At 74.4% G+C, this 26,108-nt stretch carries 29 protein-coding genes; 19 read left to right on the top strand and 10 right to left on the bottom strand.

What is annotated here, in order from left to right; all coding sequences use genetic code 11:
• Positions 1–13 precede the first annotated feature (13 nt).
• The gene (locus tag ACFQ80_RS00390) at positions 14–1,189 is read right to left on the bottom strand and encodes an ROK family protein (RefSeq protein WP_430562135.1); all 1,176 of its coding nucleotides are present in this window, start codon (positions 1,187–1,189) and stop codon (positions 14–16) included.
• Positions 1,190–1,377: 188 nt separating this feature from the next.
• Between ACFQ80_RS00390 and ACFQ80_RS00385 the strand changes: the two genes are divergently transcribed.
• A complete protein-coding gene (locus ACFQ80_RS00385; protein ID WP_430562134.1) occupies positions 1,378–1,728 on the top strand; it encodes a cupin domain-containing protein in 351 nt (116 codons plus the stop codon).
• Positions 1,728–2,021, top strand: a complete 294-nt coding sequence (locus ACFQ80_RS00380) for a DUF4287 domain-containing protein (RefSeq protein WP_430562133.1) — start codon at positions 1,728–1,730, stop codon at positions 2,019–2,021. The genes ACFQ80_RS00385 and ACFQ80_RS00380 overlap by 1 nt, the downstream gene beginning before the upstream one ends.
• Positions 2,022–2,040: 19 nt before the next feature.
• Here ACFQ80_RS00380 and ACFQ80_RS00375 read toward each other — a convergent pair whose 3' ends face one another.
• Both ACFQ80_RS00375 and ACFQ80_RS00370 read right to left on the bottom strand, forming a co-directional pair.
• Positions 2,041–2,958, bottom strand: coding sequence for a hypothetical protein (locus tag ACFQ80_RS00375; protein WP_430562132.1), 918 nt, complete (start codon positions 2,956–2,958; stop codon positions 2,041–2,043).
• 4 nt (positions 2,959–2,962) lie between these two features.
• Complete coding sequence (locus tag ACFQ80_RS00370) at positions 2,963–3,280, bottom strand: DUF4235 domain-containing protein (protein WP_430549356.1); 318 nt, start codon at positions 3,278–3,280, stop codon at positions 2,963–2,965.
• A 115-nt stretch (positions 3,281–3,395) separates the two neighbouring features.
• Between ACFQ80_RS00370 and ACFQ80_RS00365 the strand changes: the two genes are divergently transcribed.
• From ACFQ80_RS00365 to ACFQ80_RS00355, 3 genes are all read left to right on the top strand, one after another.
• Positions 3,396–3,836, top strand: a complete 441-nt coding sequence (locus ACFQ80_RS00365) for a hypothetical protein (protein WP_430562131.1) — start codon at positions 3,396–3,398, stop codon at positions 3,834–3,836.
• Between the two features lie 80 nt (positions 3,837–3,916).
• Positions 3,917–4,561 carry a DUF305 domain-containing protein gene (locus ACFQ80_RS00360; protein WP_430562130.1) on the top strand — a complete coding sequence of 215 codons (645 nt, stop codon included), beginning with the start codon at positions 3,917–3,919 and terminating at the stop codon, positions 4,559–4,561.
• A 208-nt stretch (positions 4,562–4,769) separates the two neighbouring features.
• Positions 4,770–5,942, top strand: a complete 1,173-nt coding sequence (locus ACFQ80_RS00355; protein WP_430562129.1) for a D-alanyl-D-alanine carboxypeptidase family protein — start codon at positions 4,770–4,772, stop codon at positions 5,940–5,942.
• Here ACFQ80_RS00355 and ACFQ80_RS00350 read toward each other — a convergent pair.
• Together ACFQ80_RS00350 and ACFQ80_RS00345 are read right to left on the bottom strand one after the other, a co-directional pair.
• Entirely contained in the window at positions 5,936–6,520 is a 585-nt protein-coding gene (locus ACFQ80_RS00350) for a TetR/AcrR family transcriptional regulator (RefSeq protein ID WP_430549360.1), read from the bottom strand. The genes ACFQ80_RS00355 and ACFQ80_RS00350 overlap by 7 nt on opposite strands.
• Positions 6,517–7,767: an MFS transporter gene (locus tag ACFQ80_RS00345; RefSeq protein ID WP_430562128.1), complete on the bottom strand. Its 1,251-nt coding sequence runs from the start codon at positions 7,765–7,767 to the stop codon at positions 6,517–6,519. The genes ACFQ80_RS00350 and ACFQ80_RS00345 overlap by 4 nt, the downstream gene beginning before the upstream one ends.
• Before the next feature lie 155 nt (positions 7,768–7,922).
• Here ACFQ80_RS00345 and ACFQ80_RS00340 point away from each other — a divergent pair, with 155 nt between their 5' ends.
• The 6 genes from ACFQ80_RS00340 to ACFQ80_RS00315 all read left to right on the top strand — a co-directional run bounded on the left by ACFQ80_RS00340 (position 7,923) and on the right by ACFQ80_RS00315 (position 13,419).
• Positions 7,923–8,909: a phosphotransferase family protein gene (locus ACFQ80_RS00340; protein ID WP_430562127.1), complete on the top strand. Its 987-nt coding sequence runs from the start codon at positions 7,923–7,925 to the stop codon at positions 8,907–8,909.
• Between the two features lie 2 nt (positions 8,910–8,911).
• The gene (locus ACFQ80_RS00335; RefSeq protein WP_430562126.1) at positions 8,912–10,357 is read left to right on the top strand and encodes an MATE family efflux transporter; all 1,446 of its coding nucleotides are present in this window, start codon (positions 8,912–8,914) and stop codon (positions 10,355–10,357) included.
• Positions 10,354–10,809: a nitroreductase/quinone reductase family protein gene (locus ACFQ80_RS00330; RefSeq protein ID WP_430562125.1), complete on the top strand. Its 456-nt coding sequence runs from the start codon at positions 10,354–10,356 to the stop codon at positions 10,807–10,809. The genes ACFQ80_RS00335 and ACFQ80_RS00330 overlap by 4 nt, the downstream gene beginning before the upstream one ends.
• Before the next feature lie 5 nt (positions 10,810–10,814).
• Positions 10,815–11,837 carry an alpha/beta hydrolase gene (locus ACFQ80_RS00325; protein WP_430562124.1) on the top strand — a complete coding sequence of 341 codons (1,023 nt, stop codon included), beginning with the start codon at positions 10,815–10,817 and terminating at the stop codon, positions 11,835–11,837.
• Positions 11,834–11,956 carry a hypothetical protein gene (locus ACFQ80_RS00320; RefSeq protein WP_430549366.1) on the top strand — a complete coding sequence of 41 codons (123 nt, stop codon included), beginning with the start codon at positions 11,834–11,836 and terminating at the stop codon, positions 11,954–11,956. The genes ACFQ80_RS00325 and ACFQ80_RS00320 overlap by 4 nt, the downstream gene beginning before the upstream one ends.
• Positions 11,957–12,051: 95 nt before the next feature.
• Complete coding sequence (locus ACFQ80_RS00315) at positions 12,052–13,419, top strand: threonine/serine exporter ThrE family protein (protein ID WP_430562123.1); 1,368 nt, start codon at positions 12,052–12,054, stop codon at positions 13,417–13,419.
• A gap of 12 nt (positions 13,420–13,431) precedes the next feature.
• On the opposite strand, the gene ACFQ80_RS00310 is transcribed toward ACFQ80_RS00315, so the two are convergent.
• The 4 genes from ACFQ80_RS00310 to ACFQ80_RS00295 form a co-directional block, all read right to left on the bottom strand.
• Positions 13,432–14,178, bottom strand: coding sequence for a sulfite exporter TauE/SafE family protein (locus tag ACFQ80_RS00310; RefSeq protein WP_430549368.1), 747 nt, complete (start codon positions 14,176–14,178; stop codon positions 13,432–13,434).
• Between the two features lie 52 nt (positions 14,179–14,230).
• Positions 14,231–14,563, bottom strand: a complete 333-nt coding sequence (locus tag ACFQ80_RS00305) for a hypothetical protein (protein ID WP_430549369.1) — start codon at positions 14,561–14,563, stop codon at positions 14,231–14,233.
• A 53-nt stretch (positions 14,564–14,616) separates the two neighbouring features.
• Entirely contained in the window at positions 14,617–14,928 is a 312-nt protein-coding gene (locus tag ACFQ80_RS00300) for a dihydrofolate reductase family protein (protein ID WP_430562122.1), read from the bottom strand.
• A gap of 133 nt (positions 14,929–15,061) precedes the next feature.
• Positions 15,062–16,225: a Gfo/Idh/MocA family protein gene (locus ACFQ80_RS00295; RefSeq protein ID WP_430562121.1), complete on the bottom strand. Its 1,164-nt coding sequence runs from the start codon at positions 16,223–16,225 to the stop codon at positions 15,062–15,064.
• 124 nt (positions 16,226–16,349) lie between these two features.
• On the opposite strand from ACFQ80_RS00295, the gene ACFQ80_RS00290 reads away from it, so the two are divergent.
• The 8 genes from ACFQ80_RS00290 (at position 16,350) to ACFQ80_RS00255 (ending at position 24,979) form a co-directional block, all read left to right on the top strand.
• The gene (locus ACFQ80_RS00290; RefSeq protein ID WP_430549372.1) at positions 16,350–17,735 is read left to right on the top strand and encodes an extracellular solute-binding protein; all 1,386 of its coding nucleotides are present in this window, start codon (positions 16,350–16,352) and stop codon (positions 17,733–17,735) included.
• 62 nt (positions 17,736–17,797) lie between these two features.
• Positions 17,798–18,733 (top strand): carbohydrate ABC transporter permease, encoded by a 936-nt coding sequence (locus ACFQ80_RS00285; RefSeq protein ID WP_430549373.1) that lies wholly within the window; start codon positions 17,798–17,800, stop codon positions 18,731–18,733.
• Entirely contained in the window at positions 18,730–19,719 is a 990-nt protein-coding gene (locus ACFQ80_RS00280) for a carbohydrate ABC transporter permease (protein WP_430562120.1), read from the top strand. The genes ACFQ80_RS00285 and ACFQ80_RS00280 overlap by 4 nt, the downstream gene beginning before the upstream one ends.
• Positions 19,716–20,636 carry an NAD-dependent epimerase/dehydratase family protein gene (locus ACFQ80_RS00275; protein ID WP_430562119.1) on the top strand — a complete coding sequence of 307 codons (921 nt, stop codon included), beginning with the start codon at positions 19,716–19,718 and terminating at the stop codon, positions 20,634–20,636. Before ACFQ80_RS00280 ends, ACFQ80_RS00275 begins: the two co-directional genes overlap by 4 nt.
• Positions 20,637–20,644: 8 nt before the next feature.
• Positions 20,645–21,913 (top strand): enolase C-terminal domain-like protein, encoded by a 1,269-nt coding sequence (locus tag ACFQ80_RS00270; protein ID WP_430562118.1) that lies wholly within the window; start codon positions 20,645–20,647, stop codon positions 21,911–21,913.
• Positions 21,910–23,202, top strand: a complete 1,293-nt coding sequence (locus tag ACFQ80_RS00265; RefSeq protein ID WP_430562117.1) for an ROK family protein — start codon at positions 21,910–21,912, stop codon at positions 23,200–23,202. Before ACFQ80_RS00270 ends, ACFQ80_RS00265 begins: the two co-directional genes overlap by 4 nt.
• 20 nt (positions 23,203–23,222) lie before the next feature.
• Complete coding sequence (locus ACFQ80_RS00260; protein ID WP_430562116.1) at positions 23,223–24,128, top strand: hypothetical protein; 906 nt, start codon at positions 23,223–23,225, stop codon at positions 24,126–24,128.
• On the top strand, positions 24,125–24,979 hold the full coding sequence (locus ACFQ80_RS00255; RefSeq protein ID WP_430562115.1) for a sugar phosphate isomerase/epimerase family protein: 855 nt from the start codon (positions 24,125–24,127) through the stop codon (positions 24,977–24,979). Before ACFQ80_RS00260 ends, ACFQ80_RS00255 begins: the two co-directional genes overlap by 4 nt.
• A 1-nt stretch (position 24,980) precedes the next feature.
• Here ACFQ80_RS00255 and ACFQ80_RS00250 read toward each other — a convergent pair whose 3' ends face one another.
• Positions 24,981–26,018: a LacI family DNA-binding transcriptional regulator gene (locus tag ACFQ80_RS00250; protein WP_430562114.1), complete on the bottom strand. Its 1,038-nt coding sequence runs from the start codon at positions 26,016–26,018 to the stop codon at positions 24,981–24,983.
• Between the last annotated feature and the right edge of the window lie 90 nt (positions 26,019–26,108).

Below are 26,108 nucleotides of genomic sequence, written 5' to 3'. Positions count from 1 at the left end.
CGGGTGTGTCGGGTCAGGCCGGGTCGGTGCGGTGCGGCGGCGGGTCGACGAGCATCCACTGGCACGCGACGACCGCCGCGCCGCGCGCCCACTCGTCGAAGCCGGAGGAGAACGCCACCACGGTGGGCCGGGTGGCGTGGGGGTCGAGGTGGTCGGCGAGCGCGGCGTCGAGCGCCGGCCGCCCGTGGGCGAGCATGCCGAGGCCGTCGCCGGCGAGGATCACGGCGGGCAGGCCGAGCGTGTTCGCGAGCTGGGCGATCAGCACGCCCAGGGCGTGGCCGGCGTCGGCGAACACGCGCAGCGCGACCGCGTCGCCGTCGGCGGCCAGCGCGAGGGCGGCGTCCAGGTCCAGGTCGGCCCGCCCGCGCGGCACCCCGATGCCCTGGGTGATGGCCGCCGTGGTGAGGAACGCCGACGCGCAGCCGCGGTGCCCGCGCTCGCACGCCGGGCCGGAGTCCGCGACCCGCATGTGCCCGATCCGGCCGACCCGGCCCGACGGGCCGGCGAGCACCCGGTCCTCGATGACGATGCCCAGCCCGACGCCGACGCCGACCGTCAGCACCGCGAGGTCGCTCATGCCGCGGCCGGGACCGGACCACTGCACCCCGGCGGTCAGCGCGCGGGCGTCCTCGCTGAGGACGGTGGGGATGCCGGTCGCCTGCTCCAGCACCCGTGCCAGGGGGACCTGGTCCCAGCCGAGGAACGGGTTGGCGCGCACGGTGTCGTCGAAGCGGGACATCCGCCCGGCCAGGCCGACGCCGAGCGCCTGGATCTCGCCTGCGCCCCGTAGTTCATTCACCAGTTCAAGGATCTGCGCGACGACGGTCGACTCCTCGACGTCGGGCAGGCGCCGGTGCCCGGCGGCCTCCACCTGTCCGGCGGCGTCCGTCCGGACCGCGTAGACCTCGTCGGCGGTGACCTTGACCCCGATGAACCGGTGCAGGGCCGCCTGCAGCACGAGCGGGGCGCCGGGACGACCCCGGCTCTCGGCCGACTGGGCCACATCTTCCCTGATCAGGCCGGAGGTGACCAGGGGCTGGGTGGTCTTGGTGATGCTCGCCGGCGAGCGCTCCAGGCGCCGGGCGAGCTCCGCCCGGGACAGCGGCCCCGCGAGCAGCAGCGTGCGGACCACCGCTCGGGCGGAGGGCCCGAGCGAACCGAGGCGGGGAACGTCTGCGCGTCGTTGCACCCCGACACTCTGATCCCCTTTCCTTCAGCGTGTCAACGAAAGACGCGAAACTCGTCGGGCCGTCGGCGCTGCGCGACCACCTTTCGACCAGGACCGAAACCCTCGTGGACCCGGAAGCGGCGCCCCAGGCTGGGGACACGTCGCCGGCACCGGGTCCGACGACGCCCCGACCTCACGAAGGAGCCACCATGGCCGCCGTCGTCCCCGCCGACACCCTCCGCCTCCCCGGCTCGCGCACGCTGCGCTTCGAGGGCCACCACCACGGCTCCGGCGTGTCGTTCTTCCTCGTCACGAACGACCCCGGCCAGGGCCCGGACCTGCACCGTCACCCCTACACGGAGACCTGGTCGGTGCTGGAGGGCGAGGCGACGATCCGCGTCGGCGCCGAGACCGTCGTCGCCCGTGCCGGGGACACCGCGGTCGTCGGGCCCGACGTCTGGCACGGGTTCACCAACACCGGCACCGGCGTGCTGCGCATGATGTGCATCCACGCCTCCGCCACGATGATCCAGGAGAACAAGAGCGAGGAGCACCGCTGATGTCGTTCCAGGCCTACCTCGACACCGTCGAGACGAAGACCGGGCTCACGCCCCGCCAGATCGTCGCCGCCGCCGCGGAGCAGGGCTTCGGCCCCGAGAGCAGGACCACGCCCGTCGTCGCGTGGCTCAGGGAGACGTACGGGATCGGCCACGGGCACGCCCAGGCGGTGGCGCATGTGATCGTCAAGGGCGACCGGATCAGCACCAAGCACGTCGGCACGACCGGCACGCACCGCGACTCCAGCGACCGGCTGTGGCTCGACGGCAAGGACTCCCGGCCCGCGGACTGGTGAGAGGCGGGCCGGGCGCAGGTCAGCCGTCGGGCTCCAGGAGACGTTCCGTGGCGACGCACGACACGAGGCACCGTTCCTTGCGGTCGCCGAGCAGCCGCGCGGTCCAGGGGGTGAGGCCGCCGTCGCCGAGCTCGGCCGCGTCGTCGGTGGTGAGGCGCAGGGCGACGCCCTCGTAGTACGACCGGCCGCGCTCCCGGGCCTGGTCCACCACCACGGGCACGACGTCGTCCCGGACCGCGGGCAGCACCGTGTCCGCGACGCGCTCGGCCACCCCGCCGTCGTCCCACACCGTCAGCGCGACCCGTGGCCGCCGGTGCGGGACCGTGGCGCCCAGCAGACGCTGCCACGCGCGCACGTGGGTGACCAGCAGGCCCGCCTCGGTCCGCCCGGAGCCGGTCGCTCGGGCGCTCGACACCAGCACGAGGAGGCGGAAGTGCGCGGCCGCACCCGGGCCGAACACCTGGGCCCGCAGCTGGCGCTGGACCGCGGCGACGTGCACGGGCTCGTCGCGGGGGCGGGACGAACGGCGGTCCGCCGCCTCGACGGCGAGCACGTTGCTGGAGTCGCTCACCACCTCGGTGAGCCGCGTCGTCGTGACGACGCGCTGCTGGCTCACCCCGCCGAGCGCCGCGGCCGTGGCGAGCGGCGCGACGGGCGCGGGCTCGACGGCGGCGAACTCTTCCGGCAGCTCCGCCCACAGGCGCGCCTCCAGCGGCCAGAGGCGCCGCGGGTCGACGTCCGTCGGCCGCACCATGCGGTCACGACGCCACTGCGCGAGGACGTCGGCGGGCCGCGTCGCGGCGGCGCGCGCGGCCGCGACGTCGAGCAGCAGGGTGCGCAGGTCGGCCCCGGGCAGGCCGGTCTCGAGCAGCGGCCTCGCCTCGTGGGGCAGCCGCCGCCACACCCGGTCGGCGGGGCGGGACCCGTCGGTGGTCATCGGGTCAGTCGCCCGGCCACTCCCCCGTCCAGCGCTCGAACGCCCGGGCGCCGCCACGGTCGATGGCCGCCTTCACGACGGCGAAGATCGCGCCCTGCAGCAGCGACGCGAGCAGGATCTCCCGCATCCGGTACTCGGACTGCAGGGGCGTGGGCGCGTCGTCCGGGTGCCCGGGCGCGACCCGCTTGTAGACCTGCTTGAAGACCTGCCCCGCCACGATGCCGCCGACGATCGAGCTGACGATCCCCACCGGCCGGTACAGGATCTTCGCGGCCTTGCCGCCCGACTTCTCGGTCCGGTCCACGTCGTTGTCCTCGCTCATCCCCCGACGCTAGGCCGGGCCCGGGCGTCCCGCACGGGGCACCGCGCCCGCGCGGTGGTTACAGTGCCAGGGTCGCCCGCCGGCACCCGCAGCGAACACCCCCGAAGGAGGACGCATGATCCGCACCGTGCGCCCCCTGCTGACGGGCCGTCGCGGGCGCCTGGCCGGGGTGCTGCTCGTGCTCGCGGTCGTTGTGGGCGTCGTCCTCATGCACGCCATGAGCGGCTCCGCGACCCGGCACGCCGAGCACCACGCCCCCGTCGCCGTCGTGGCCCAGGCGCAGAGCGACCCGGGCACGACGTCGCACGCCGACGCCCCGGTCGTCCACGACGCCGGCACCCCCTCCGGCTGTGGCGCCGACGGCTGCGGCGGCCACGAGATGGTCACGGCGATGTGCCTCATGATCCTCGCGGTGCTGCTCTCGCTCGCCGGGCCGGGGGCACGCGCCCTGCTGCGGGCCGAGGGCCCGCGCGTCGCGGCGTGGCTCCCGCTCCCGGTCGCCGCCCGCCCGGCGGCCGGTCCCCGCCTGCACGCCCTCGGGATCTCTCGGACGTAGGACCGCCCGGGCCCGCCCCCGTCCGGGGGCGCCGGCCCGCCGCGGATCCCACCGAGAACCTCGAGAAAGGCCCCATCCTCATGACGCACCGATTCCTGACGCGCGCCCGCGTGCCCGCGCTCGCCCTCGCCGTCGGCCTCGCGCTCGCCGCGTGCGCCGCGGACGACGCCGGCCACGACATGGACGGCACGACCGGCACGGGCGGCTCCTCGCCGTCGTCCGACGCACCGTCGGGCACCGCGACCGACGCCCCGTTCAACGCCGCCGACGTGATGTTCGCGCAGATGATGCTCCCCCACCACGAGCAGGCGATCGAGATGTCGGACGCCCTGCTCGCCAAGGACGGCGTCAGCCCCGAGCTCGTCGACCTGGCGGAGCAGGTCAAGGCCGCCCAGGGGCCCGAGATCGACACCCTCACCGGCTGGCTGGACGACTGGGGCGCCGACGCCGGGGCCGGAGCCGACGCGGGCCACGGCGATCACGGCGACGGCATGGCCGGCATGATGTCGGCCGAGGACCTCCAGGCCCTCGAGGACGCGACCGGGACGGATGCCGAGCGGTTGTTCCTCGAGCAGATGGTCGCGCACCACGAGGGCGCGGTCGAGATGGCGCAGGCCGAGGTGTCCGCCGGCGAGCACGCCGGCGCCGTCGAGATGGCGCGGTCCGTCGTCGACTCCCAGACGGCCGAGATCCAGCAGATGCGGGACCTCCTGGCGTCCCGGTGACGCTCCGGTGACCCGGGTCCCCGCGGCCCGGGTCGCCGCCGCCATACCACCTCGTGATCGTTTCGTGACATTCCACCCGCCGGTGCGGTACGTTCCTCCGGGCCGGTGGTTCAGGCAGCAGGAGAGGTCGCATGACAACGCACGTTCACAGGAGCACCGCGCACCGCGGCGCATCCGCTCTGCCCGACGCCTCGGCGCTGGCCGCCCGATGACGCAGACGCAGCCCGCACCGGCCCCCACCCGCACCTACCCGAGCCGACGCGACCCCGGCCGCGGCGGGCGCAGCCGTTCCGCCACCGCCGTGCGGCACGTCCCGGAGCCCGTCCACGAGCCCGTCCACCAGGCCGACGCGGCGCCGGCCGCACCCGCGGCTCCCGTGCACGTCCACGCTCCGACGCCGGCCGCACCCGCGGCTCCCGTGCACGTCCACGCTCCGGCGCCTGCGGCGCCCGCCGTCGTGCACGTGCACGCGTTCGACCCCGTCCGCCCGGCCGCCGGGCACGAGACGCCCCGCAGCCAGAAGCCCCGCTCCGAGACCGCCCGCCCCGGGACGACCCGCTCCGAGACGACCCGCTCCGAGCGCCGTCCGGTGCGCAAGTCGGCACGCAAGCGCGTCCCCGGCCGCCTGGCGGGACTGGGCGTCGGGCTGACCGTCGCCGTCGCCACCACCACGACGCTCACCGCCATCGCGCCCCAGGCCGCGGCACCGGAGCCCGACGACCAGCCGACGACCGGCTCGCTCGAGTCGATCACGGCCGCGGCCGCCGCCGCCGTCGACGACCGCGCCGGCGGTGCCTCGCGCAGCGGCGCCCGGGCGGGGGTCGCGCAGGCCTCGGCCGTGAAGCAGACCGCGGGCGGCGCGACCGTCACGGTGTCGAACAAGGCGAAGATGTCGGTCGAGACGCTCGACCGGGGCGAGATCGAGGCCGCGCCGCCGGTGCTCCCCGGGTGCGAGGGGTTCGCCTCCGGGAGCGGGTCCAACGGGCAGATCCCGTCGAGCGAGCTGTGCACGCTGTGGGACGGGCGCACGCAGGTCCGCGCCGACGCGGCCGTGAAGCTCGCCGAGCTCAACGAGGCGTACAAGGCCGCGTGGGGCGAGTCGATGTGCATCACCGACGGCTTCCGCAGCTACGCGCAGCAGGTCGCGACCAAGGCCGCCAAGGGGTACCTCGCGGCCGTGCCCGGCACGTCGAACCACGGCTGGGGCCTCGCCGTCGACATCTGCCCCGACACGTACTCCGGTTCCCGGTGGGCCTGGCTCGCCGCGAACGCCCCGGCCTACGGCTGGGACAACCCCGACTGGGCCCGGCCCGGCGGCTCCAAGTACGAGCCGTGGCACTGGGAGTACACCGCGGGCGTCACGCAGATGGGCGGCTACTGACCGGTCCCGGCCTCCGCACCTGAGCCCGGGCCCGCGAGCCGGCGCACCGCGTCGAGCACGTCCACCCCGTCCGGCGGTTCGGTGTCGAGGGCGCGGTGGATGGTCATGCCCTCCACGAACGCGTCGAGCACGCGGCAGGTCGCCGGGTCGAAGTGCCGGCCGAGGGCCGCGCGGCTGCGGCGCATCCAGTCGTTCGTCAGGTCGCGGAACGCGGGGTCGCGCGCGGCGAGCGTGTAGAGCTCGTGGGACAGCACGAGGTCGCGCTGGGTGGCGAAGACGTCGAGCGTGATGAGCCGGACGACGGCGCGCAGCGCGGCGTCACGGTCCGGCGCCTCGGCCATGCGCCGGTCGAACTGCGCGGACGCCTGACGGGTGAAGCGTCCGAACGCCTCCCGCAGCAGCTCGTCCCGCCCGGCGAAGTGGTAGGTCATGGAGCCCAGCGGCACGTCCGCGGCCGCGGCGACGCGGCGCTGCGAGGTGCCCGCGACGCCGTGGGCGGCGACGACGTCGAGGCAGGCGTCGATGATGCGGTCGCGGCGCTCGGGGTCGTAGCGGCGCGGTCGGGTGCCGTCGGTCATGACCCCATGATGGCGTCCGCGGGCCGCGCGGCGGCCGTCGCGGCCCGGGCCGGGCGGCGACCTGAGAGGACTCCCGCGGCGAGCACGACGACCACGCCGGCGAGCGGCAGCACCAGGAGACCGGTGCGCAGGCTTGTGGCGTCGGCGACCAGCCCGACGACCGGGGGCGAGAGCAGGAACCCGAGGCGCATCAGCCACGACACGACGGTGAGCCCGGTGCCGGCCCGCAGGCCCGGCAGCTCGTCGGCCTCGTGCATCGCGGCGGGCACGAGCGTCGCGACGCCGAAGCCGGCGCAGGCGAACCCGGCGATCGTCCCCGGGACCGACGGGAACGCCAGCGCGAGGCCGGTGCCCACCGCGACGAGCAGGCCGCCCGCACGCGCCACCGCCCGCTGGCCGAACCGGTCCACGAACCGGTCGCCGAGCATCCGCCCGACGAACTGCGCCCCGGTGAGCGCGATGTAGCCGGTCGCCGCCACGGCCGCGGCCGCGCCCAGGCTGCCCGACAGGTACACGGCGGCCCAGGAGTTCCCGGCGTCCTCCACGAGGGTGCCCGCGAACGCGACCAGCACCAGGGCCGCGAGCACCAGCACGGTGCGGCCCCGCGACCGCGGGGCGGCGCCGGCGTCCGCGGCGGGTGCGGGGTCGCCGTCCTGCACGGCGCCGTCGAGCCCGGGCAGGCAGAACCGCAGCGCGACGAGCGCGACGGCGGAGAACAGGACGGCCGACACCCCCAGGTGGACGCCGCGCGGCACGTCGAGCGCGATCGCCACGGCGGCCATCGAGCCGCCGAGCATGGCGCCGATCGACCACACCGCGTGGAACGAGTTGAGGATCGAGCGCCCGTACCGGCGCTGCACCCGCAGGCCGTGCGCGTTCTGGGCCACGTCGGTGCAGGCGTCCATCGCGCCGCCGAGGAAGAGGGCCGCGACGAGCAGCCCGAGGCCGGGCGCGACGCCGGCCGCGAGCACCCCCAGGCTCGTGAGGACGGTGCCGGCCACGGCCACGCGCGCGGAGCCGAACCGCCGGACCAGGAGCCCGGCGGCCAGGCCCGCGGCGATGGCGCCCGCGGGGAACGCGGCGACGGCGAGGCCGTAGGTCGCGTTGCTGATCTGCAGGTCGGCCTTGATCTCCGGGTAGCGCGGGATGAGGTTGGCGAACAGCGCCCCGTTGGTGAGGAACAGCGCCGCGACGGCGGCGCGGGCACGGCGGTCGGCGAGGGCGGGGCCGAGGTCGGGACGGGGCATGCGTACGATCGTACATAGAGATCGGCCGATTGCCTACCGAGTGGTAGTCATTTGTCGAGGACTCGGCTAGCCTCCTGGGCAAGCCGCGTGGGAGCGTTCCCACGGGCGGACCGACCGATGACGACGGACCAGCGGGACCCGAGGAGCGACGACGCGTGGAGAGCATCACCAAGAACCGGCAGTCGACGGCGACGCTGCGGGCGATGATCGAGCGGGCCTACGGGCCGCAGCAGGTGCCGGACGGTGAGGACTTCGCGACCGAGCTGTCGTACGGGTTCTTCAACGCCCTGTACCGGCTCCGGCTGCGCGACGGGCAGCAGGTCGTGCTCAAGATCGCGCCGCCGGCGGACGTGGCCCTGATGGCCCGCGAGCACGGGATGATGCGCAACGAGCTCGCCGCCATGGAGCTGGTCCGCGAGCGCTCGGACGTGCCCGTCCCGCGGCTCGACTTCGTCGACCTGACGGGCGGGCTGATCGACGCCGACTGGTTCGTCATGGAGTACGTCGACGCCCCGTGCTTCGGCATCGCCGCCGAGGCGGGCGAGCTCACCCCCGAGGAGGTCGAGGTCGGGTTCGAGGCCCTCGGCGCCGCGAACCGGCGGCTCACCGAGATCGTCGGCCCGCACTTCGGCCCGCTCCAGGGTCCCGGGTTCGCCACCTGGCGCGACGCCGCGACCACGTGGTTCGAGGACGTCCTCGCCGACGGCGAGCGGGCCGCCGTCGACCTGGGCTGGAAGTACGACGACGTCCGGGAGGCCTGGGCCGCGCACGCCGGCGTGCTCGACGAGGTCACCGAGCCCCGGTTCGTCGAGGTGGACCTGTGGGCCAAGAACTCGATGCTCCGCGACGGCCGCATCGTCGCCGTCATCGACCACGAGCGGGCGATGTACGGCGACCCGCTCATGGAGGCCGGTCTCACCGGCCTGGACCTGACCGTCTTCCCCGACCCCGCGCCGTTCCTGCGCGGCTTCGGGCTGGGCGAGCTCACGGCCTCCCCGCGCACGCGCCGGCGCCTGTACACGCTCTGGCTCGCCGTGACGATGCTCGTCGAGACCACCTACCGCGGGCAGACGGCCGAGCAGTACCGGTGGGCGTGCGAGCAGCTCGACGTCGCGATGGGCCTGCTCGGCCGCACGAGGTGACCGTGGCCCGGAGGACGGCGCCCGACACCACGGCGCAGGCGGACCGGCTCGGCTCCCGCCCGGTCGGGCGGCTGCTGTGGCACACCTGCTCCCAGACCACCCTGTCCGTCGGGGTGTACGGCATCTACGCCCTGACCAACGCCTGGTTCGTCGCGCGCGGCGTCGGGCCGACGGCGATGGCGGGCGTCAACCTCGTCGCGCCGGTGCTGCTCGGCCTGGGCGCCGTGTCCACCACGGTCGGCGTGGGCGGGGCGTCGCTGGTGTCCCGCAGCCTCGGCACCGGCGACCCGGCGCGGGCAGCCCGCGCGGCCGGGAACGCGTTCGTCGTGTTCTGGGCGGCCGCCGGCGTCACCACGGTGGTCGGGCTGGTGTTCCTCGGGCCGCTCCTGACGGCGCTCGGCGCCACCGGCGAGACGCTCGGGTACGCCCGCGACTACGCCGTGGTCATCCTGGCGGGCGCGCTGGTGTCCACCGGCTTCTCGGCGCTCGTGCGCGCCGAGGGCCGGATGCTCTTCTCCACGATGCTCTGGCTCGTGCCGGTCCTGGTGCAGATCACGCTCGACCCGATCCTCATCTTCGGTCTCGACCTGGGCGTGCGCGGCGCGGCGCTCGGCACCGTCGGCGGGCAGGCCGTGTCGGCCGCCATGAGCATCTGGTTCTTCTTCGTGCAGCGCCGCCGGCCCTACCGCATCGGCTGGGCCGACCTGCGGCCGCGCGCGCGGACGGTCGGCGCCCTGATCGGGATCGGCGCGCCGTCGTTCCTCGCGGGGCTCGGCACCACCGTGCTCGCCGTGCTCGTCAACCTGTCCCTCGCGCGCGACGACGCCGCGGGCGCCGGAGCCGCGGCCGGCGGGGCCGTCGCCCTCGCCGCCTACGCCATCTGCGTCCGCGTCCAGACGTTCGTCACCATGCCCCAGACCGGCATCAGCCAGGGCCTCCAGCCGATCGTCGGGTACAACGCCGGGGCGCGGCTCGACGAGCGCGTGGCCCGCGCCCGGACCCTCGCGCTGCGCGCCACCGTCGCGTACGGGATCGGGGCCGCGGCCGTGGTCGCGCTGCTCGCGGAGCCGCTCGTGCGCCTCTTCGTCGACGAGCCGGACGTCGTGCGGACCGCCACCGACGCGCTGCGCATCATCGCGGTCGGCGTCGCCCTGGCCGGCGTGACGCCCCTGGTCTCGGCGTACTTCCAGGCCCTGGGCCGGGCGCGGCCGTCCTACGTGCTCTCCGTCGGCACGCTGCTCGTGCTCAAGGTGCCGCTGGTGCTCGCCCTCGGGCCGCAGGGACCGACGGGCACCTGGGTCGCCCTCGCTGCCGGCGAGGTCCTCTCGGCCGCCTGCGCCTTCGTGGTGCTGCACCGTGCCGGCCGGGCCGAGCCCGCACCCGGGCGTACAGTCGGCCGGGACCGTCCCGGCCAGCGACGACGTCGACGACGATGGAGGAACCCATGACCTTCACGCACCCCCAGGGCACGCGCGGGGCGCGGCAGCCGCGCGGCCCGCTCCTCGCGTGGATGAACCGCCGGATGGCGCACCGGATCCGTCGTAGGCGCGGCCGGGCCGGGGCGGGGGACACGATCGTGCTGACCACGCTCGGCCGCAGGAGCGGCGAGGAGCGGCCGGTGCCGGTCGCGTCGTTCCCGGTCGGCGACGGGTCCTGGTACGTCGTCGCCTCCGCCGCCGGCGCGGCGAAGAACCCGGCCTGGTACCTGAACCTGGCCGCCGCGCCCGACCGCGCGACCGTCGAGACGGGCGGCGAGAAGATCCCCGTCTCCGCCACCGAGCTGCACGGCGACGAGCGGGCCGAGGTGTGGCGGACCATCACCGCCACCGCGCCCGGGTTCGCGCGGTACGGGGAGCGGACGGACCGCGAGCTCCCGGTCATCCGCCTGACCCGGCGCTGACCGTCGTGCCCGCCGCCGAGGGGCCCGGCCCGCCGGCACGCGCCGGTCGGCCGTGGCTGCGACGCACGGGACGCGCGGTCACGGCCGTCGTGGTCGGCGCGCTCCTCGCGCTGGGCTGGTACCAGGTCTCCGTGCAGCCGGGCGCGGCGATGCTGCGGGCGCTGTTCGACTCCGGTCCCGGCGTCACGGCACCGCCGGACGTCGAGGCCGCGCGGGAGGCGGTCGCGGCCCCGCGGACCGTGCCGGTCCCGACCCCGGACGCCCCCGACGCGAGCGCCGTCGTGTACATGCCGCGGTCCGAGGGGCCGCACCCGGTGGTGCTGTGGGTGCACGGCGGCGGCTTCGTCTCGGGCTCCCCGGCCACCGTCGAGGACTTCTCCTTCCTGCTCGCGAGCCGCGGCTACACGGTCGTCAGCCTGGACTACACCCTGGCCCCGGAGGCCCGGTACCCCGTGCCGGTGCGGCAGGGCAACGCCGCGCTCGCCGTCGTCCAGGAGCGGATCGCGGAGCTCGGCGGCGACCCCGCGCGCATCGTCCTGGGCGGCGACTCCGCCGGGGCGCAGATCGCGAGCCAGCTCGCCGCCGTCCAGACGAACCCGCGGCTCGCGGACGATCACGGCCTCACGCCGGGCGTCCCGGCGGACCGCCTGCGCGCCGTCGTCCTGTACTGCGGCGCGTACGACCTGGACACCCTGGCCGCGACCGGGTTCCCGGGCCTGCAGACGTTCCTCTGGGCGTACACCGGCCACCGCGACTGGGCGGACGCCCCGTTCGCCGACGAGCTCTCCACGACCGAGCAGGTGACGGCGGACTACCCGCCGACGTACCTCACCGTCGGCGACGCGGACCCGTTCGAGAGCCAGAGCCGGGAGCTGGCGGCGGCGCTCGAGGAGCGCGGCGTCCCTACAGAGACGCTGTTCTGGGACGGCGACGACCTGCCCCACGAGTACCAGTTCCACTTCGACCGCCCGCAGGCCGCCCGGTCCTTCGACGCCACGCTCGACTTCCTCGAGGACCGGACCGGATGACGGCGCACGCGCCCCGCCCCGGGCGCGCCCGACGCGCCGTGGGCTGGACCGCCCTGGCCCTGCTGACGGCGGCGTCGGCCGTGGTCGCCTACGCCGTCCTCGTCCTGCTCGGGCGCTGATCGCCGCGACGCCGGGCGTCGCGGTGGTCGGTCTCCCGGACCGGCCCTAGGGTGGCGAGCGCGATCCAGCACCCGTCGGGAGAGGGCGAGGCACGGTGACCGGTGACGGCGGCGACGAGGCACCGCGGGCGGCCCCGCCGGCGCGACGGTGGCCCCGGCACCTGCACCTGGGCCGGTTCTCCCTGCGGCGCCGGTCGCTCGAGGCGGAGCCGGTGGTGGACGAGGCGTCCGAGCGGCTGCAGGAGTTCCTGGTGCTGCTCGGCGGCGCGCTGCTCACCGTCGGCACGGCCGCCACCGACATCCAGCACACGCTCAAGCGGGTGGCCGTCGCGCTCGGGTCGCCGCAGACCACGCTGTTCGTGTTCCCGACGCTGATCCTCATCCGGATGCCCGGCGACACGGAGACGCGGTTCGACGTCGCGGAGTCGGCCGGCGGCGAGGTCCGCTTCGACCGCGCCGCGCAGGTCTACGCCATCGTCGACGACGCCGTCGCGGGCCGGGTCGACGCGTCCGAGGGGGTCGAGCGGCTGCGGGAGGTCCGGGACGCGCACCCGCGGTTCCCGGTCTGGGTGCGCACGGCTGGCCACGGGCTGGCGGCGGCGGGCCTCGGGCTCGTGCTGCTCGGCGGCAACCCCCTCAGCCTGCTGTACGCGTTCGTGCTCGGCGTGCTGGTGGGCGCCGTCAAGCTGACCGTGCGGCCCGGCACGTACGCCGCGACCCTGCTGCCCGTCGTCACCGCGTTCGTGCTGGCGCTGCTCGTCTTCGGGCTCGCGGACACCGCCGTCGTGAGCGAGCCGCTGCAGGTGCTGGTACCCCCGCTGGTCACGCTGCTGCCGGGGGCCGCGCTGACCACCGGCGTGCAGGAGCTCGCCGCCGGCGACATGGTCGCCGGGGCCAGCCGGCTCGTGTCCGGCATGGCGCAGCTGCTGTTCCTCGCGTTCGGGATCCTCGCGGCCCTGGCGATCACCGCCGTGCCCAGCGCCGACGCGCTGGCCTCCTCCCCCACGACGCTCGGCGCGTTCCAGCCGTGGATCGGCGTGCTCCTCTTCTCGCTCGGCATCTTCCTGTACCACTGCGGGCCGCCCCGGTCGCTCTTCTTCCTCACGGTCGTCCTGCTGGTGGCCTACGGCGGTCAGGTCGTCGGAGCGACCGTCACCAGCGGCATCTACAGCGGCTTCCTCGGCGCCGCGGCACTGACGCTGTGCGCGTACCTCGTGCAGACCGTCCGGGGCGCCCCGCCCGCCGTCGTGTGCTTCCTGCCCGCGTTCTGGCTGCTCGTGCCGGGCGCGACCGGGCTGATCGGGCTCACCCAGACCGCCAGCGGCGACGCCGTCAGCTCCACGAACCTGCCGACCATCGCGGGGTCGATCGTCGCCATCGCGCTCGGCGTCCTCGTCGGCACCGCGCTGTACCGGCAGATCTACACGATGGCGCCCGCACGCTGGGGCCTGCGCCCGACGTGACGCGCCGGCGCGTCAGAGCAGCAGGAGGTTGAGGGCCGCGAGCGCCACGAGCACGGTGACGAGTCGCTCGAAGAGCTGCTGGTCCACGTGCCCGATGACGCGCCGGCCGATCCAGGTCCCGACCAGCACGACCGGCGCGAGGACGGCCCACAGCCCGACCGTGTCGGCGCCGACGATACCGACGCCGACGGCGACCGGCAGCTTGATGACGTTCACCGTGAAGAAGAACCACGCCGTCGTGCCGAGGAACCGCCACTTCTCGTAGCGCGCCGCGAGCAGGTAGAGGCTCATCGGCGGACCGCCGGCGTTCGCGACCATCGTCGTGAAGCCGGCCAGGCCGCCGTATCCGAGCGTCGCGGCGCGCGTGTCCACGCGCAGCCGGTCGCGCCAGAGGTTCAGCACCAGCAGCGCCAGCAGGATGCCGCCGATCGTGCGGCGCATGACGTCGTCGCTGACGACGGTGAGGAAGGCCGCGCCGAGCGCCACGCCCGCGAGCACCGGTGCGAGCAGGCGCCCGATCACCCGGAAGTCCGCGTACCTGCGGTAGGCCCAGATGGCGACCAGGTCGCCCGTGATCAGGAGCAGCAGCACCGCGCCGGTCGACTCCTTGGCCGGGACGACGAGCGCCATCAGCGCCGCGGCGATCATCCCCAGCCCGCCCAGCGCCGTCTTGGAGAAGCCCACGAGCAGCGCGACGAGGACGACGACGGCCCACCCGGTCCACGGCAGTCCGGCGATCAGCGGGGCGGGTTCGAGCACCGGGGCAGCGTAGTGGCGGGCGGGCCGTCGTCGCGTGCGGGTCCGTCAGGTGTCAGCGCGAGGCGCGGAAGCTCAGGCCGTCGAAGTCCACGAAGCTGTGGATGTCGTTGGCCGGGAAGTGCAGCGCGTGCCCGCTGCAGTCGGGGGTGGCGTAGACGTCGATGCCCACCGAGCCCGCGTTGTACTCGGCGTGGGCGACGAACGGGAGCGTGGTGCAGTCGTCCGTGACCGGGAGCGTGGCCGACTCCCCCGTGAACCACTCGCTCGCCCAGAAGGTGACGTCGCCGGCCGGCTCCGCGGCCACCGCGGACGACGCGGAGGCCACGAGCCCGGCGGCGAGCCCGAGACCGGCGGCGGCAGTGAGGATCTTCCTGGTGGTGCCCATGGCGGTGCTCTCCTTCGAGTCCGGGACGGCGCCCGGCGGCGCCGGTCGTGCCGTCACCGTACCCGGTCGTAGACCGCGGCAACCTCCCCCTGCGCGCCCACGACCTGCGAGGACAGCGTCCAGGTGGAGCCCGGCGAGCCGTCGTCGAACAGTCGCGGCCCGCCGCCGACGACCACGGGGACGATCAGCAGGTACAGGCGGTCGACCAGGCCCGCGGCGAGCAGCGCCTTGATGACGCTCGCGCTGCTGTTGACGAGGATCTCTCCCGCGCCGGAGCCCCGGAGGCTGCGCACGACGTCGCTCGCGGGGGCGTTCACCACGCGGGTCCCCGGCCACGACGCCGTGGTGAGGGTGCGCGAGAGCACCACCTTCTCCTGTCTCCGTCGGTCTCGTGGCGTGCCGTCCGTCGGCACGCACCCCGGGGACGGAGCCGCGGGCGGGTTCTCGACATCCGCCCGCGGCGACGACGCCGACCGCGGTGCTCAGGCCCCCCGGCGCTCAGGCCCCCGCGGCCACGCGCTCGGGCTCGCCGGTCCGCGTCTTGACGCCGTCGTACCGGCCCTCCACGACGTCCGCGACCCGCACGGGCTCGCCGAGAGTCGCGGACAGATAGACCGCCCGGACGGTCGCCAGCGCCCGCAGGCCGTCGTCCAGCGTCACCCAGGGCGTTCGGCCCTCGCGGACGGCAGCGACGACGTCGGCCCACTGGGCGCCGTGCGAGCTGCCGTACTGCGCGACGTGCGACTCCTGCGGGTCGAGGGCGCCGCGGGCTCCGCCGGACGCGGCCTCGACCTGGTTCGCCGACCACTCGCCGCCCTCCGCGTCCCGGGCGTGGAAGTACGTGAGCTCGTCGGCCTCGATGACCGCCGACCCGTCCGTGCCGTGGACCTGCAGCCGCACCCCGAGGTCGGGGTACGCCGTGGTGGTGGCGTGCACGGTGGCGAGCGCGCCGGAGGCGAAGCGGACGATCGCGACGGCGACGTCCTCCACCTCGATCCGCTCGTGGCCGAGGCGCGCGGTGTAGGCGACGACCTCGACCGGCTCGCCGAGGTACCAGAGCAGCAGGTCGAGGGTGTGCACACCCTGGTTCATCAGAGCACCGCCCCCGTCGAGGGCCCAGGTGCCGCGCCACGCTCCGGAGTCGTAGTACTCCTGCGTGCGGTACCAGTCGACGTTCGCGACGGCGGAGGTCACACGGCCGAGGCGGCCCGCGTCGAGCGCGTGGCGTACGCCGAGCGCCGACTCGTCGTGCCGGTGCTGGGAGATGACGGCGACGACCTGGTCCGGGCGCGCCGCCGCGGCGTCCCGCAACCGGCGCGCGGGCTCGATCGCGACGTCGAGCGGCTTCTCGACGACCACGTGCGTCCCGGCCTCCAGGGCCTGGACCGCGAGGTCGGCGTGCTCGCCGCTGGGCGTGCAGACGCTCACGACGTCGATGCCGCCTACGGCGAGGGCTTCCCCGAGGGCGGCGTACACCTCGGGCGCGGACCGGCCCGCGGTCACGAGCTGCTCGGACACGACCGCCGCACGGTCGGTGCGCGGGTCGACGAGGGCGACGACGGCGAGGTCGGGGCTCGCGGCCGCAACCTCCGCGTGCAGGCGGCCGATGACGCCGCAGCCGACGATGGCGAGGCGCAGCGGTGCGCCGGTGCTGTTGGTCATGGCGGCGATGGTAGGCACGTGATCGCCCAGGTGAACAGGGGTCTTGACTAATTAACACTCATGGTTTTAATGTCTCGACCGCAGGCTCGGTCCCACCACCCGAGCCCCGACCCGAGGAGTTTCAATGAGGAAACTGTCGCTGCGGCTCGCCGTCGCAGTCGGAACGACCGGAGCCCTCGTCGCGCTGACGGCGTGCTCCAACGGCGGCGGAACCGCCGGTGGCCAGGACGCCGCGCTCGACCCCGAGGCCGACGTGACCATCTCCGTGGGGGACCAGCCCACGGCGGACAAGCCCGAGGAGCAGGCCGCCTTCCAGAAGCGGATCGACGAGTTCGAGTCGGAGAACCCGAACATCACCATCGAGCCCACCACGGAGGTGTGGGACGCGCAGACGTTCCAGGCCAAGCTCGCGGGTGGGACGCTGCCCACCGTGATGGGTGTCTCGCTCACCTACAGCCACGAGCTGATCGCGAACGGGCAGCTGCCCGACATGACTCCGTACCTCGAAGAGCTCGACATGGTCGACGACCTGAACCCGCTCGCGCTCGACAAGGTCAAGGACGACGAGGGGCACATCTACACGATCCCCACCGGCCTGTTCTCCGTGGGCCTGGCCTACAACCGCGACGTCTTCGAGCAGGCGGGCCTCGACCCCGACAAGCCGCCGGCCGACTGGGACGAGGTGCGCGAGTACGCCAAGACCATCGCCGAGAAGGTGCCCGGGGTCGCCGGCTACGCCCAGATGACGACCAACAACACCGGCGGCTGGATGCTCACCACGATGACCTACAGCAAGGGCGGCGAGGTCCAGGACGCCGGCGGCACGAAGGCCACCATGGGCGACGCCACCGCCGACTCGCTCCAGGCGCTGCACGACATGCGCTGGGAGGACGACTCGATGGGCAAGGAGTTCCTCTACGACCAGGAGTCCGTCCGCCAGGCGTTCGCGGCCGGGAAGATCGGCATGGTGCTCCAGGCGCCGGACGCGTACGACACGGTCGTGAAGACGTACGGCTTCGACCCCGAGGCCTTCGGCATCACGGCGCTGCCGCAGACCGGCGGCGACCACGGCACGCTCACCGGCGGCTCCCTCAAGCTGTTCAACGCCAAGGCCACCCCGAACGAGCTGCTCGCCGCCGCCAAGTGGGTCAAGTACTACGAGTTCGACAAGTACTACGACGAGGACGTCGCCGTCGACGAGGCCAAGACCAACGCCGGCGAGGACAAGCCCGTCGGCCTGCCCGGGCTGCCGCCCGTGTCCCAGGAGGTCTACGACCGGTATCTCGGCTGGATCGAGCCCTACATCAACGTGCCGCTGGAGAACTTCTCGGGCTACACCGACTCCGGGCTCCAGCTCGTCCCCGAGCCGCCGACGGGCACCCAGCAGACGTACGCCGCGCTCGACCCGGTCGTGCAGAAGGTGCTCACCGACAAGAACGCCGACATCGGCTCCACCGTCGACGAGGCGAACAAGACCGTCGACGGCATCATCGCGCAGGCCGCGCGCTAGCCGAACGTCGACCGGCCGGGCGCGCGACGCGCCCGGCCGGTCCCCCGAAGGGAGGCATCGCCTTGTCCAAGACCCTCGCGGCGCCGGCCGCCGTGCCGCGCGTGCGACCGCGCCCCGGCATCACCCGCTGGTACCGGGGCGGCGGTCTGCACGCCGTGCTGTTCGCGATCCCTGTCGTCCTCGTCTTCGCGTACTTCAGCTGGGGCCCGGTCATCCAGGGCCTGGTGCTGAGCCTGCAGAAGACCAACCTCATCGCCCCCGCCCAGTGGGTGGGGCTCAGCAACTTCGAGTACGTGCTGTCCGACCCCGGGTTGGCGCAGGCCGCGCTCAACACGGCCTACTTCGCGCTGCTCGCGATGGTGATCGGCTTCCCGATCCCGATCTTTCTCGCCGTGATGATCAACGAGCTGCGCAAGCACGACGGCCTGTACAACGCGCTGGCATATCTGCCCGCCATCGTGCCGCCCGTGGCCGCGATCCTGCTGTGGAAGTTCTTCTTCGACCCGTCGTCCGCCGGCATGTTCAACACCATGCTCGGGTGGATCGGACTGGGCCCGTACCCCTGGCTGAACTCCGAGGCGATGGCCATGCCGTCGATCGTCCTCTACGCCACCTGGGCGGGCGCCGGCTCGACGGCGATCATCTACATCGCCGCGCTGGCCACCGTGCAGACCGAGCTGTACGAGGCCGCCGAGATCGACGGTGCCGGTATCTGGCGCCGCGTCTGGCACATCACGATCCCCCAGCTGCGCGGCGTCATCCTCGTGATGCTCCTGCTGCAGCTCATCGGCACCTTCCAGATCTTCACGGAGCCGTTCCTGTTCACCGGCGGGGGACCCAACAACGCCACCCAGACCATCCTGCTGAAGATCTACAACTACGCCTTCGTCAACGGGGACTTCGGCGCCGCGACGGCCCTGAGCGTGCTCCTGGCCGCCTTCCTCGGCCTGCTCTCCGTCGTCTACTACTACGCGACCAAGAGGTGGAGCCAGTCATGAGCGTCGTCGACGCCTCGCGGGCCACGACCACCGTGCCCGCCCCCGATCCCGCGGCCGCGCCCCCGCCCCGGGCATCCCGCCGCCGACGGCGCGCCTCGGAGGAGCCCAAGACCCGCGGCCTCATCTCTGCCGGCGACCGCAAGCGCCGCAGCGTCCGGTTCTGGCTCACGCTCATCCAGGGCGTGCTGCTGGTCGGCCTGATCGTCGCCTGCCTCGGCCCCCTCCTGTGGTCCGCCAAGGCGTCCGTCTCCAGCAGCCAGGCGATCGTGTCCGACCCGATGGGGATCTGGTTCACGCCGAACGAGTGGGGCAACCTCGCCCTCGCCTGGAAGGGCGCCCAGATCGGGCAGTCCCTCGGCAACACCGTGATGCTCGCGGTGGGCTCGACCGTCGCGACCCTGGTCGTCAGCGTCGCGGCCGCGTTCCTGCTCAGCGTGCTGCGACCGAAGTGGGGCCCGTGGCTCACCGGCGCCATCCTGGCCACGCTGTTCCTGCCCGGCGTCATCTCGCTCGTGCCGCTGTACCTCACCGTGCTCGACATGCCGCTGCTGCACATCCGGCTCCAGGACACGTTCTGGGCCGTGTGGCTGCCGTCCGCCGCGAGCGCCTTCAACGTCATCGTGCTCAAGCGGTTCTTCGACTCGATCCCCCGGGAGTACCTCGAGGCCGCCAAGATCGACGGCGCCGGACCGCTGCGGATCCTGTCCATGGTCATCCTGCCGCTGTCGCGGCCGATCATCGGCGTGGTCGCGCTGCTGTCCGTCGTCGGCGCGTGGAAGGAGTTCCTGTGGCCGATGCTGGTGCTGTCCAACCCCGACCTGCAGCCGGTGTCGGTGATGCTGCCGAAGCTGGCCGCCGGGACGGCGCCCCTGTCGGTGCAGATGGCGGCCGTCTTCCTCACGATCATCATCCCCGTCGTGCTGTTCGTGATCTTCCAGAAGCAGTTCCTGCGCGGGGTCGGCACGGCTGGAGGGATCAAGGGATGAGCACGGTCGAAGGCACGAAGATCCTCGTCACCGGTGCGTCGGGGCGGATCGGCAGCGTCGTCACCCGGCGGCTGCGGGCCGCCGGGGCGTGGGTGACGGCGCTGTCCATCGACGACGCGCCGTCGCTCGAGGCGGACCGGGTCCTGGTCGGCGACACCACGTCGCAGGACGACGTCGCAGACGCGCTCGACGGCGTCTCCGCGGTGGTGCACCTCGCCGCCCTCGCGCACCGGGACATCGCCCCGCCGTACGACGTCTACTCGACGAACGTGGTCTCCACGTTCAACGTGCTCGCCCAGGCGGGGGCGCTCGGTATCTCCCGGGCCGTCGTCGCCGGCAGCATCAACGCGTGCGGGCTGCCGCAGAACGTGCACGAGGTGTGGCCGGCGTACGTCCCGTACGACACCCACCTGCCCGTCGACATCGCCGACTGGTACTCGCTGTCCAAGCACCAGGACGAGAGCACGGCCCGGATGGCGTGGCGGCACTGGGGCATCGACGTCGTCACGCTGCGCTTCCCGCACGTGAACTCCGCGGAGGCGCTTCGCGCCCAGGCCCGCCAGCTCACCGACGACCCGCGCCCCGGCGTGCTCGAGGGCTGGTCGTACCTCACCACCGACGACGCCGCGCGCGCGGTCGAGCTGTCCCTCACGGCGGCCACCACCGGCGCGCACGCGTTCTTCCTCGCCGCCAACCGCACCCTCGCGCCGTACCGGACGGAGGACCTGCTCGACGCGTACGCGCCCCAGGTCCCCCGCACCCGCCGGTTCGTCGGGCGCGAGGTGCCGATCGACCTCACCCCTGCTCGCGAGCTCATCGGCTTCCGCGCGGAGCAGGAGATCGACCTCCCCACGCTCGACCTGCCCGGCACCGCCCCTCGCACGACCTCCGGCACCATCGCCAGCAAGGAGCACTGATCCCCGCCATGCCGCACGACCTGCCGCTCGACACCTTCGCCAACCCCTGGCCGCCCCGGGAGGACATCCGGATCACGTCCGTCCGCGCCATCACGACCGCCCCCGAGGGCACGGCGCTGGTCGTGGTGCGGATCGACACGAACGTGCCCGGCCTGTACGGCCTGGGTTGCGCCACGTTCACGCAGCGCTGGAAGGCGGTGCGCACGTTCGTCGACGAGCACCTGGCGCGGCTGCTCGTGGGCCGCTACCCCGGCGACATCGGCGACCTCACCCGGCTCGCCGCGTTCTCCGGCTACTGGCGCGGCGGCCCGGTGACGAACAACGCGATCTCCGGCGTCGACCAGGCCCTGTGGGACATCGCCGGCAAGCGGGCGGGCATGCCGGTGCACGAGCTGCTGGGCGGGAAGGTCCGCGCGGCGGCCGACACCTACATCCACGCGGCGGGGCGCACGGCGGCGGAGGTCGTCGAGCAGGCGCAGGGCTTCGTGGAGGCCGGGTGGCGGCACGTGCGCATCCAGCTCTCGACGCCGGGCGGTGGCGGGTACGGCGCGCCCGCGGTGCCGACCGAGTACCCGGACGCCCCGTACCCGAACGGCTGGAGCGCGCGGGACTACCTGCGGCGCGTGCCCGGCCTGTTCGAGGCGGTGCGCGAGGCTCTGCCCGACCGCGTCGAGCTGCTGCACGACGTGCACTCGCGCCTCACCCCGAAGGACGCCGTCTGGCTGGCGCGCGCCGTCGAGCCGTTCCGCCCGTACTTCCTCGAGGACGTGCTGCCGCCCGAGCACTGGGACCGGCTGCCCGAGGTGCGGGCCGCCAGCCCGGTGCCGATCGCGGTCGGCGAGCTCACGACGTCCCTGCCGGACGCCGTCAGGCTCGTGCGCGACGGCGGGGTGGACTTCATCCGCTCGCACGTCTCCGACATCGGCGGCCTGACGCCGGCGCGCAAGCTCGCGGACCTCGCCGAGCTCTGCGGGGTGAAGACGGCGTGGCACGGCCCGGGCGACACGTCGCCGATCGGCGCGGCCGCCAACGTGGCCCTCGACGTGACCTCCGCGGCCTTCGGCATCCAGGAGGGCCACCTCTACAATGAGGCGACCCACGAGGTCTTCCCGGGGACCCTGCGTATCCAGGACGGCTGGCTGGTCCCGAACGACGCGCCGGGCTGGGGAATCGACGTCGACGAGGAGGCGGCGGCCCGTTTTCCCGCCGAGCTCTCCGGACACGACGCCTGGGCCGCGGGCGTCCGCCGACCCGACGGAGCGCTGGAGGCGCCGTGACCGAGCTGACCGACCGTTCGAGGCAGCGCCAGGGCGACGTCCGGCCCTACGCCTCGCGCCGCCCGCGGCCGGCGGGCGACCGGAGCCAGCCGGGCGCCAACCAGTACGACCTCGGGTCCTTCAACGAGGCGACGATCATCGAGACCATCCGGATCGCGGGCACCATCTCGCGGACGGAGATCGCGCAGCAGACCGGCCTCACGCAGCAGTCCGTGTCCCGGATCCTGCGCGGGCTGCTGGAGCGCGGCCTGCTCGCCGAGGGCGCCGCCGAGCGGACCGAGCGGCTCGGCAAGCCGCGCACCCCCGTGCGGCTGCGGGCCGAGGCAGCGCACGCGGCGGGCGTGCTCGTCGACCCGGAGCTGGTGTCGGTCGTGCTGACCGACCTGGACGGGGCGGTGCTCGAGCGTCGCACGGTCCCGTTGGACGCCGAGGTCGCGCCCGAGGCGCTCGTGGAGATCGTCGCGGACGCCGTCGACGACGTCGTGGTCGCGTCCGGGATCGACGCCGCGACGTTCCTCGGTGTCGGCGTCGCCGCGCCCGGGCCGATCACGATCGACGGCCAGCTGCTCGACCTGCCCCTGTCGCACGCCTGGCGCAACGTGCCGCTGCGCAGCATGCTCGCGGAGCGGCTCGACTGCCCCGTCGTCCTCGAGAAGGACGGCGCGGCGGCCGCCGTGGGCGAGCGGTGGATCGGCCGGACGGAGCGCGCCGGCGACTTCGTCTACCTCTACGTGGGCACCGGCATGGGCTCGGGTCTCGTCCTCAACGGCGAGACCTATCGGGGCGGCAGCGCGAACGCCGGCGAGTTCGGCCAGCTGTGCGCGATCCGGCTCGGGCTCGTCGACGAGGACGGCGGCCCGCAGCTCGTCCGGGAGTGCAACCCGACCGTCGCGCTGCCCGAGATCGCCCGCGAGCTCGGGTACGCGGGCACGGCGCGCAGCTTCCGGGAGATGTGCGCGGAGGTCGGCGCGGGCGACCCCGCCGCCGTCGCGGCCGCGCAGCAGATCGCGGACGTCATCGCCCTCGGCGCCGTGGCGCTCATCGACCTGCTCGACCTGCCGCTGCTGGTGGTGGGCGGCCCGGCGTTCGCGCCCGAGCTGCAGCCGTTCCTCGTGGACACCATCGACCGCGCCGTGAACAGCCTCCCGACGGCGCACCACGCGCGGCACGTCGTCGTCGAGCGGTCCCTCGTCCAGGACGAGGCGGGCGCCGTGGGCGCCGCCTCGACGATCTTCCACGCCTCGTTCGCGCCTTCCGTGCGGCGCACGCGGCAGTACTCGATCTCGTGACGGCGGCCGCCACGACTGCCATGACGTCAGCGGGACGCCTGCGGCTGCGCTCCCCCGGCGGCGAGCACGCCGTCGAGGTCGACCCGACCGGGGCGCGCGTCGCGTCCCTCGTGCACACGCCCACCGGCACGGAGCTGCTGCTGCGGCTGCCCTGGGAGGACGAGGACTGGTCGGGCGCGTTCCCGTCGGCGAGCTCGAACGAGGAGTGGCACCGCCGGTACGCGGGCGGTTGGCACACGCTCGTGCCGCACGCGGGCGACGCCCGCACCGTCGACGGGGTGCAGCACCCGTTCCACGGCGAGGCCGCGTGGCGGCGGTGGCGGGTGCTGGCGCACGACGCCGGCTCCTGCACGCTCGAGGTCGTGCTGCGCACCGTCCCGCTGACCGTGCGGCGCACGGTGCGCGCCACCGCGGCCGGCCTCGAGGTGGAGCAGCGCGTCGCCAACCACGCGCCTCGGCCCGTCGCCTTCACCTGGACGGAGCACCCGGCGTTCGGCGGCGCCCTCGCGGGGCCCGGCTCGACCGTGACCCTCGGCGGCGACCCGGTCGAGGCCGCGTTCCCGCGCGACGGTGAGCCCTCGGGCGGCTTCCAGTCCCTGCGGGCCAAGGGGCGCGGCGACGTCGAGCTGCGCAACGACGCCGCCGGGGTCGCCGTCGTGCTCCGCTTCGACCCCGACCTGTTCCCCCACGTGCACGTGTGGCAGGAGCACCGCGCAACCGCCGGCTTCCCCTGGTGGGGCGCGGTCGACGCCGTCGCGCTCGAGCCCGCGTGCCGCCCCTACGACCCCGACGACGACGCGCTCGGGCCGCTCGTGCTCGCGGGCGGCGCAGAGCTCGCCGCCCGGTTCGAGATCGCGGCCACGGTGCGCGGCACCCACCCCACCCCCCACCCCACCCCCCACCCCATGGCGAAGGAGCCCCGGTGACCAGGATCGGCGTCCAGACGATGATGCTGCGCGACGAGTTCGCGAAGCGCGGCATCCTCGAGACCTTCCGCGAGGTGCGCGACCTCGGGTACCGGGCCGCGGAGATCTCCGCGGTCGAGATGAGCCCGCAGAACGTCGCCGAGCTCGCCAAGGTCCGCGACGACCTCGGCGTGGAGATCGCGTCGATCTCCGGCGGGCTCACGGCCCCGCCGGGCGCGCCGTCTCTGAGCAGGGACCTCGACACGTTCGTGGCCGACGCGCAGATGCTCGGCGCCCGGATGATCCGCATCGGCATGCTCCCCGCTGCGGCGATGGCGACGACGGCGCGGGTCGAGGAGTTCGCCGACCGGTGCAACGACGTCGCGGCCGCGCTGGCCGAGCACGGCATCCGGCTCTACTACCACAACCACCACGTCGACTTCGCGAGGTACGACGGGCGGCACCTGCTCGACGTCGTCGCCGAGCGCTCGCCGCTCGTCGGCTTCGAGATCGACGTGCACTGGGTGCAGCGCGGCGGCCTGGACCCTGTGCGCACGCTGCGCCGGTACGCGGGCCGGATCGCGATGGTGCACCTCAAGGACTACCGGATCGGGCACCTCTCCCCCGCCGTGTACGAGGCGATCGACGCCGGCGACCAGGGCCCGTGGCAGGAGGAGCTGCGGCAGATCGTGCAGTTCGCCGAGGTGGGCGAGGGGAACCTCGACTTCCCGTCGATCGTCGAGACGGGCCTGGACGTCGGGGCCGAGTACCTGCTCGTGGAGCAGGACGAGTTCTACGGCCGCACCGCGCTGGAGTGCCTGCGCACCTCCCACGACAACCTCGTCGCGATGGGGTACGGCGGCCTGTTCTGACCTACCCGGCCGACCGGTCCGGGGTCGACGTCGAGCCGCGTACGACGAGCGTGGTGGCGAGCTCCTCGCGCGGCGCGTCCGTCGTCGGCTGCGCGGAGGGCTCGTCGCCGAGGCGCAGCAGCATCCGCAGCGCGGCGGCGCCCATCTGCGCGATGGGCTGGCGCACGGTCGTCAGGCCGGGGTGGACCCACTCCCCCTCGGGCAGGTCGTCGAAGCCGACGACGGCGAGGTCCTCCGGCACCCGGAGACCGGCGGCGGACGCGGCGTCGTACACCCCGAGCGCCATCGTGTCCGAGCAGGCGAAGACGGCGGTCGGGCGGCCGCGGCCGGCGAGCAACCCGCCCGCGAGCGCAGCGCTGCCGGCCCGCGTCCAGTCGCCGTGCACGACGCGGTCGTCGGGCAGCTCGGCGCCCGCCTCGGCGGCCGCGGAGCGGAAGCCGTCCACGCGGGCCTGGCTGTACAGGTGCCGGCGACGGCCCGCGAGGACCGCGAGCCGCCGGTGGCCCAGGCCCAGCAGGTGCTCGGCGGCCGCCCGGCCGCCGGCCCAGTTGGTGGCGCCGACGCTCGCGACGGTCCGCGGCGGCTGGGTCACCGGGTCGAGCAGGACGACGGGGACGCGCGCCGCGGTGAGCGTGGCCAGCTGCTCGCGCGTCGTGTCGACGAGCGCGACGACGGCACCGCGCGAGTGCCGCGCGAGCAGCCGCGTGAGCCACGCGTCGTCCGGAGGTCGGGCCACCGAGACGACGATGTCGAGGCCGGCCGCGGTGGCCGCCTGCTCCACGCCGCTCAGGGCACGGTTGGCCCAGGTCCCGTCGACGCCGCTGAGCACGAGGTCCACCAGCGGCGGCCGCTCCCCCCGCGGAGCGACGCCCCGGCCCGCCCGGCCCCGGTAGCCGAGGTCGTCGACCGCGGCCATCACGCGGGCGCGCGTCGCGGCGGAGACGTCGGAGCGGCCGCGCAGCACCTTGGAGACCGTGGGGACGGTGGTCCCGGCGGCGGCGGCGACGTCGGCGAGCGTGGTGGGGCGGTCGGCGGGCACGTCCGGACTCTAGCGACGCCCACAGAAGTTGCGCAACTATTTGGCCCAGATGGATCGTCTCTCACCCCTTGAAGGGCGAACTTCTCCCAT

The sequence above is a fragment of the Isoptericola sp. NPDC056578 genome (genome assembly GCF_042793275.1).
Lineage (GTDB): Bacteria > Actinomycetota > Actinomycetes > Actinomycetales > Cellulomonadaceae > Isoptericola.
The sequence above is the reverse complement of the archived record's forward strand: the minus strand, read 5'-3'. Positions and strand labels throughout refer to the sequence as shown.

Excerpts from the sequence above, each read along its gene's own strand:
- ACFQ80_RS00385 (WP_430562134.1), top strand. The coding sequence starts at position 1,378 with ATGGCCGCCGTCGTCCCCGCCGACACCCTCCGCCTCCCCGGCTCGCGC.
- ACFQ80_RS00380 (WP_430562133.1), top strand. The coding sequence starts at position 1,728 with ATGTCGTTCCAGGCCTACCTCGACACCGTCGAGACGAAGACCGGGCTC.
- ACFQ80_RS00375 (WP_430562132.1), bottom strand. The coding sequence starts at position 2,958 with ATGACCACCGACGGGTCCCGCCCCGCCGACCGGGTGTGGCGGCGGCTG.
- ACFQ80_RS00370 (WP_430549356.1), bottom strand. The coding sequence starts at position 3,280 with ATGAGCGAGGACAACGACGTGGACCGGACCGAGAAGTCGGGCGGCAAG.
- ACFQ80_RS00365 (WP_430562131.1), top strand. The coding sequence starts at position 3,396 with ATGATCCGCACCGTGCGCCCCCTGCTGACGGGCCGTCGCGGGCGCCTG.
- ACFQ80_RS00360 (WP_430562130.1), top strand. The coding sequence starts at position 3,917 with ATGACGCACCGATTCCTGACGCGCGCCCGCGTGCCCGCGCTCGCCCTC.
- ACFQ80_RS00355 (WP_430562129.1), top strand. The coding sequence starts at position 4,770 with ATGACGCAGACGCAGCCCGCACCGGCCCCCACCCGCACCTACCCGAGC.
- ACFQ80_RS00350 (WP_430549360.1), bottom strand. The coding sequence starts at position 6,520 with ATGACCGACGGCACCCGACCGCGCCGCTACGACCCCGAGCGCCGCGAC.
- ACFQ80_RS00345 (WP_430562128.1), bottom strand. The coding sequence starts at position 7,767 with ATGCCCCGTCCCGACCTCGGCCCCGCCCTCGCCGACCGCCGTGCCCGC.
- ACFQ80_RS00330 (WP_430562125.1), top strand. The coding sequence starts at position 10,354 with ATGACCTTCACGCACCCCCAGGGCACGCGCGGGGCGCGGCAGCCGCGC.
- ACFQ80_RS00320 (WP_430549366.1), top strand. The coding sequence starts at position 11,834 with ATGACGGCGCACGCGCCCCGCCCCGGGCGCGCCCGACGCGCCGTGGGC.
- ACFQ80_RS00305 (WP_430549369.1), bottom strand. The coding sequence starts at position 14,563 with ATGGGCACCACCAGGAAGATCCTCACTGCCGCCGCCGGTCTCGGGCTC.
- ACFQ80_RS00295 (WP_430562121.1), bottom strand. The coding sequence starts at position 16,225 with ATGACCAACAGCACCGGCGCACCGCTGCGCCTCGCCATCGTCGGCTGC.
- ACFQ80_RS00290 (WP_430549372.1), top strand. The coding sequence starts at position 16,350 with ATGAGGAAACTGTCGCTGCGGCTCGCCGTCGCAGTCGGAACGACCGGA.
- ACFQ80_RS00280 (WP_430562120.1), top strand. The coding sequence starts at position 18,730 with ATGAGCGTCGTCGACGCCTCGCGGGCCACGACCACCGTGCCCGCCCCC.
- ACFQ80_RS00275 (WP_430562119.1), top strand. The coding sequence starts at position 19,716 with ATGAGCACGGTCGAAGGCACGAAGATCCTCGTCACCGGTGCGTCGGGG.
- ACFQ80_RS00270 (WP_430562118.1), top strand. The coding sequence starts at position 20,645 with ATGCCGCACGACCTGCCGCTCGACACCTTCGCCAACCCCTGGCCGCCC.
- ACFQ80_RS00260 (WP_430562116.1), top strand. The coding sequence starts at position 23,223 with ATGACGTCAGCGGGACGCCTGCGGCTGCGCTCCCCCGGCGGCGAGCAC.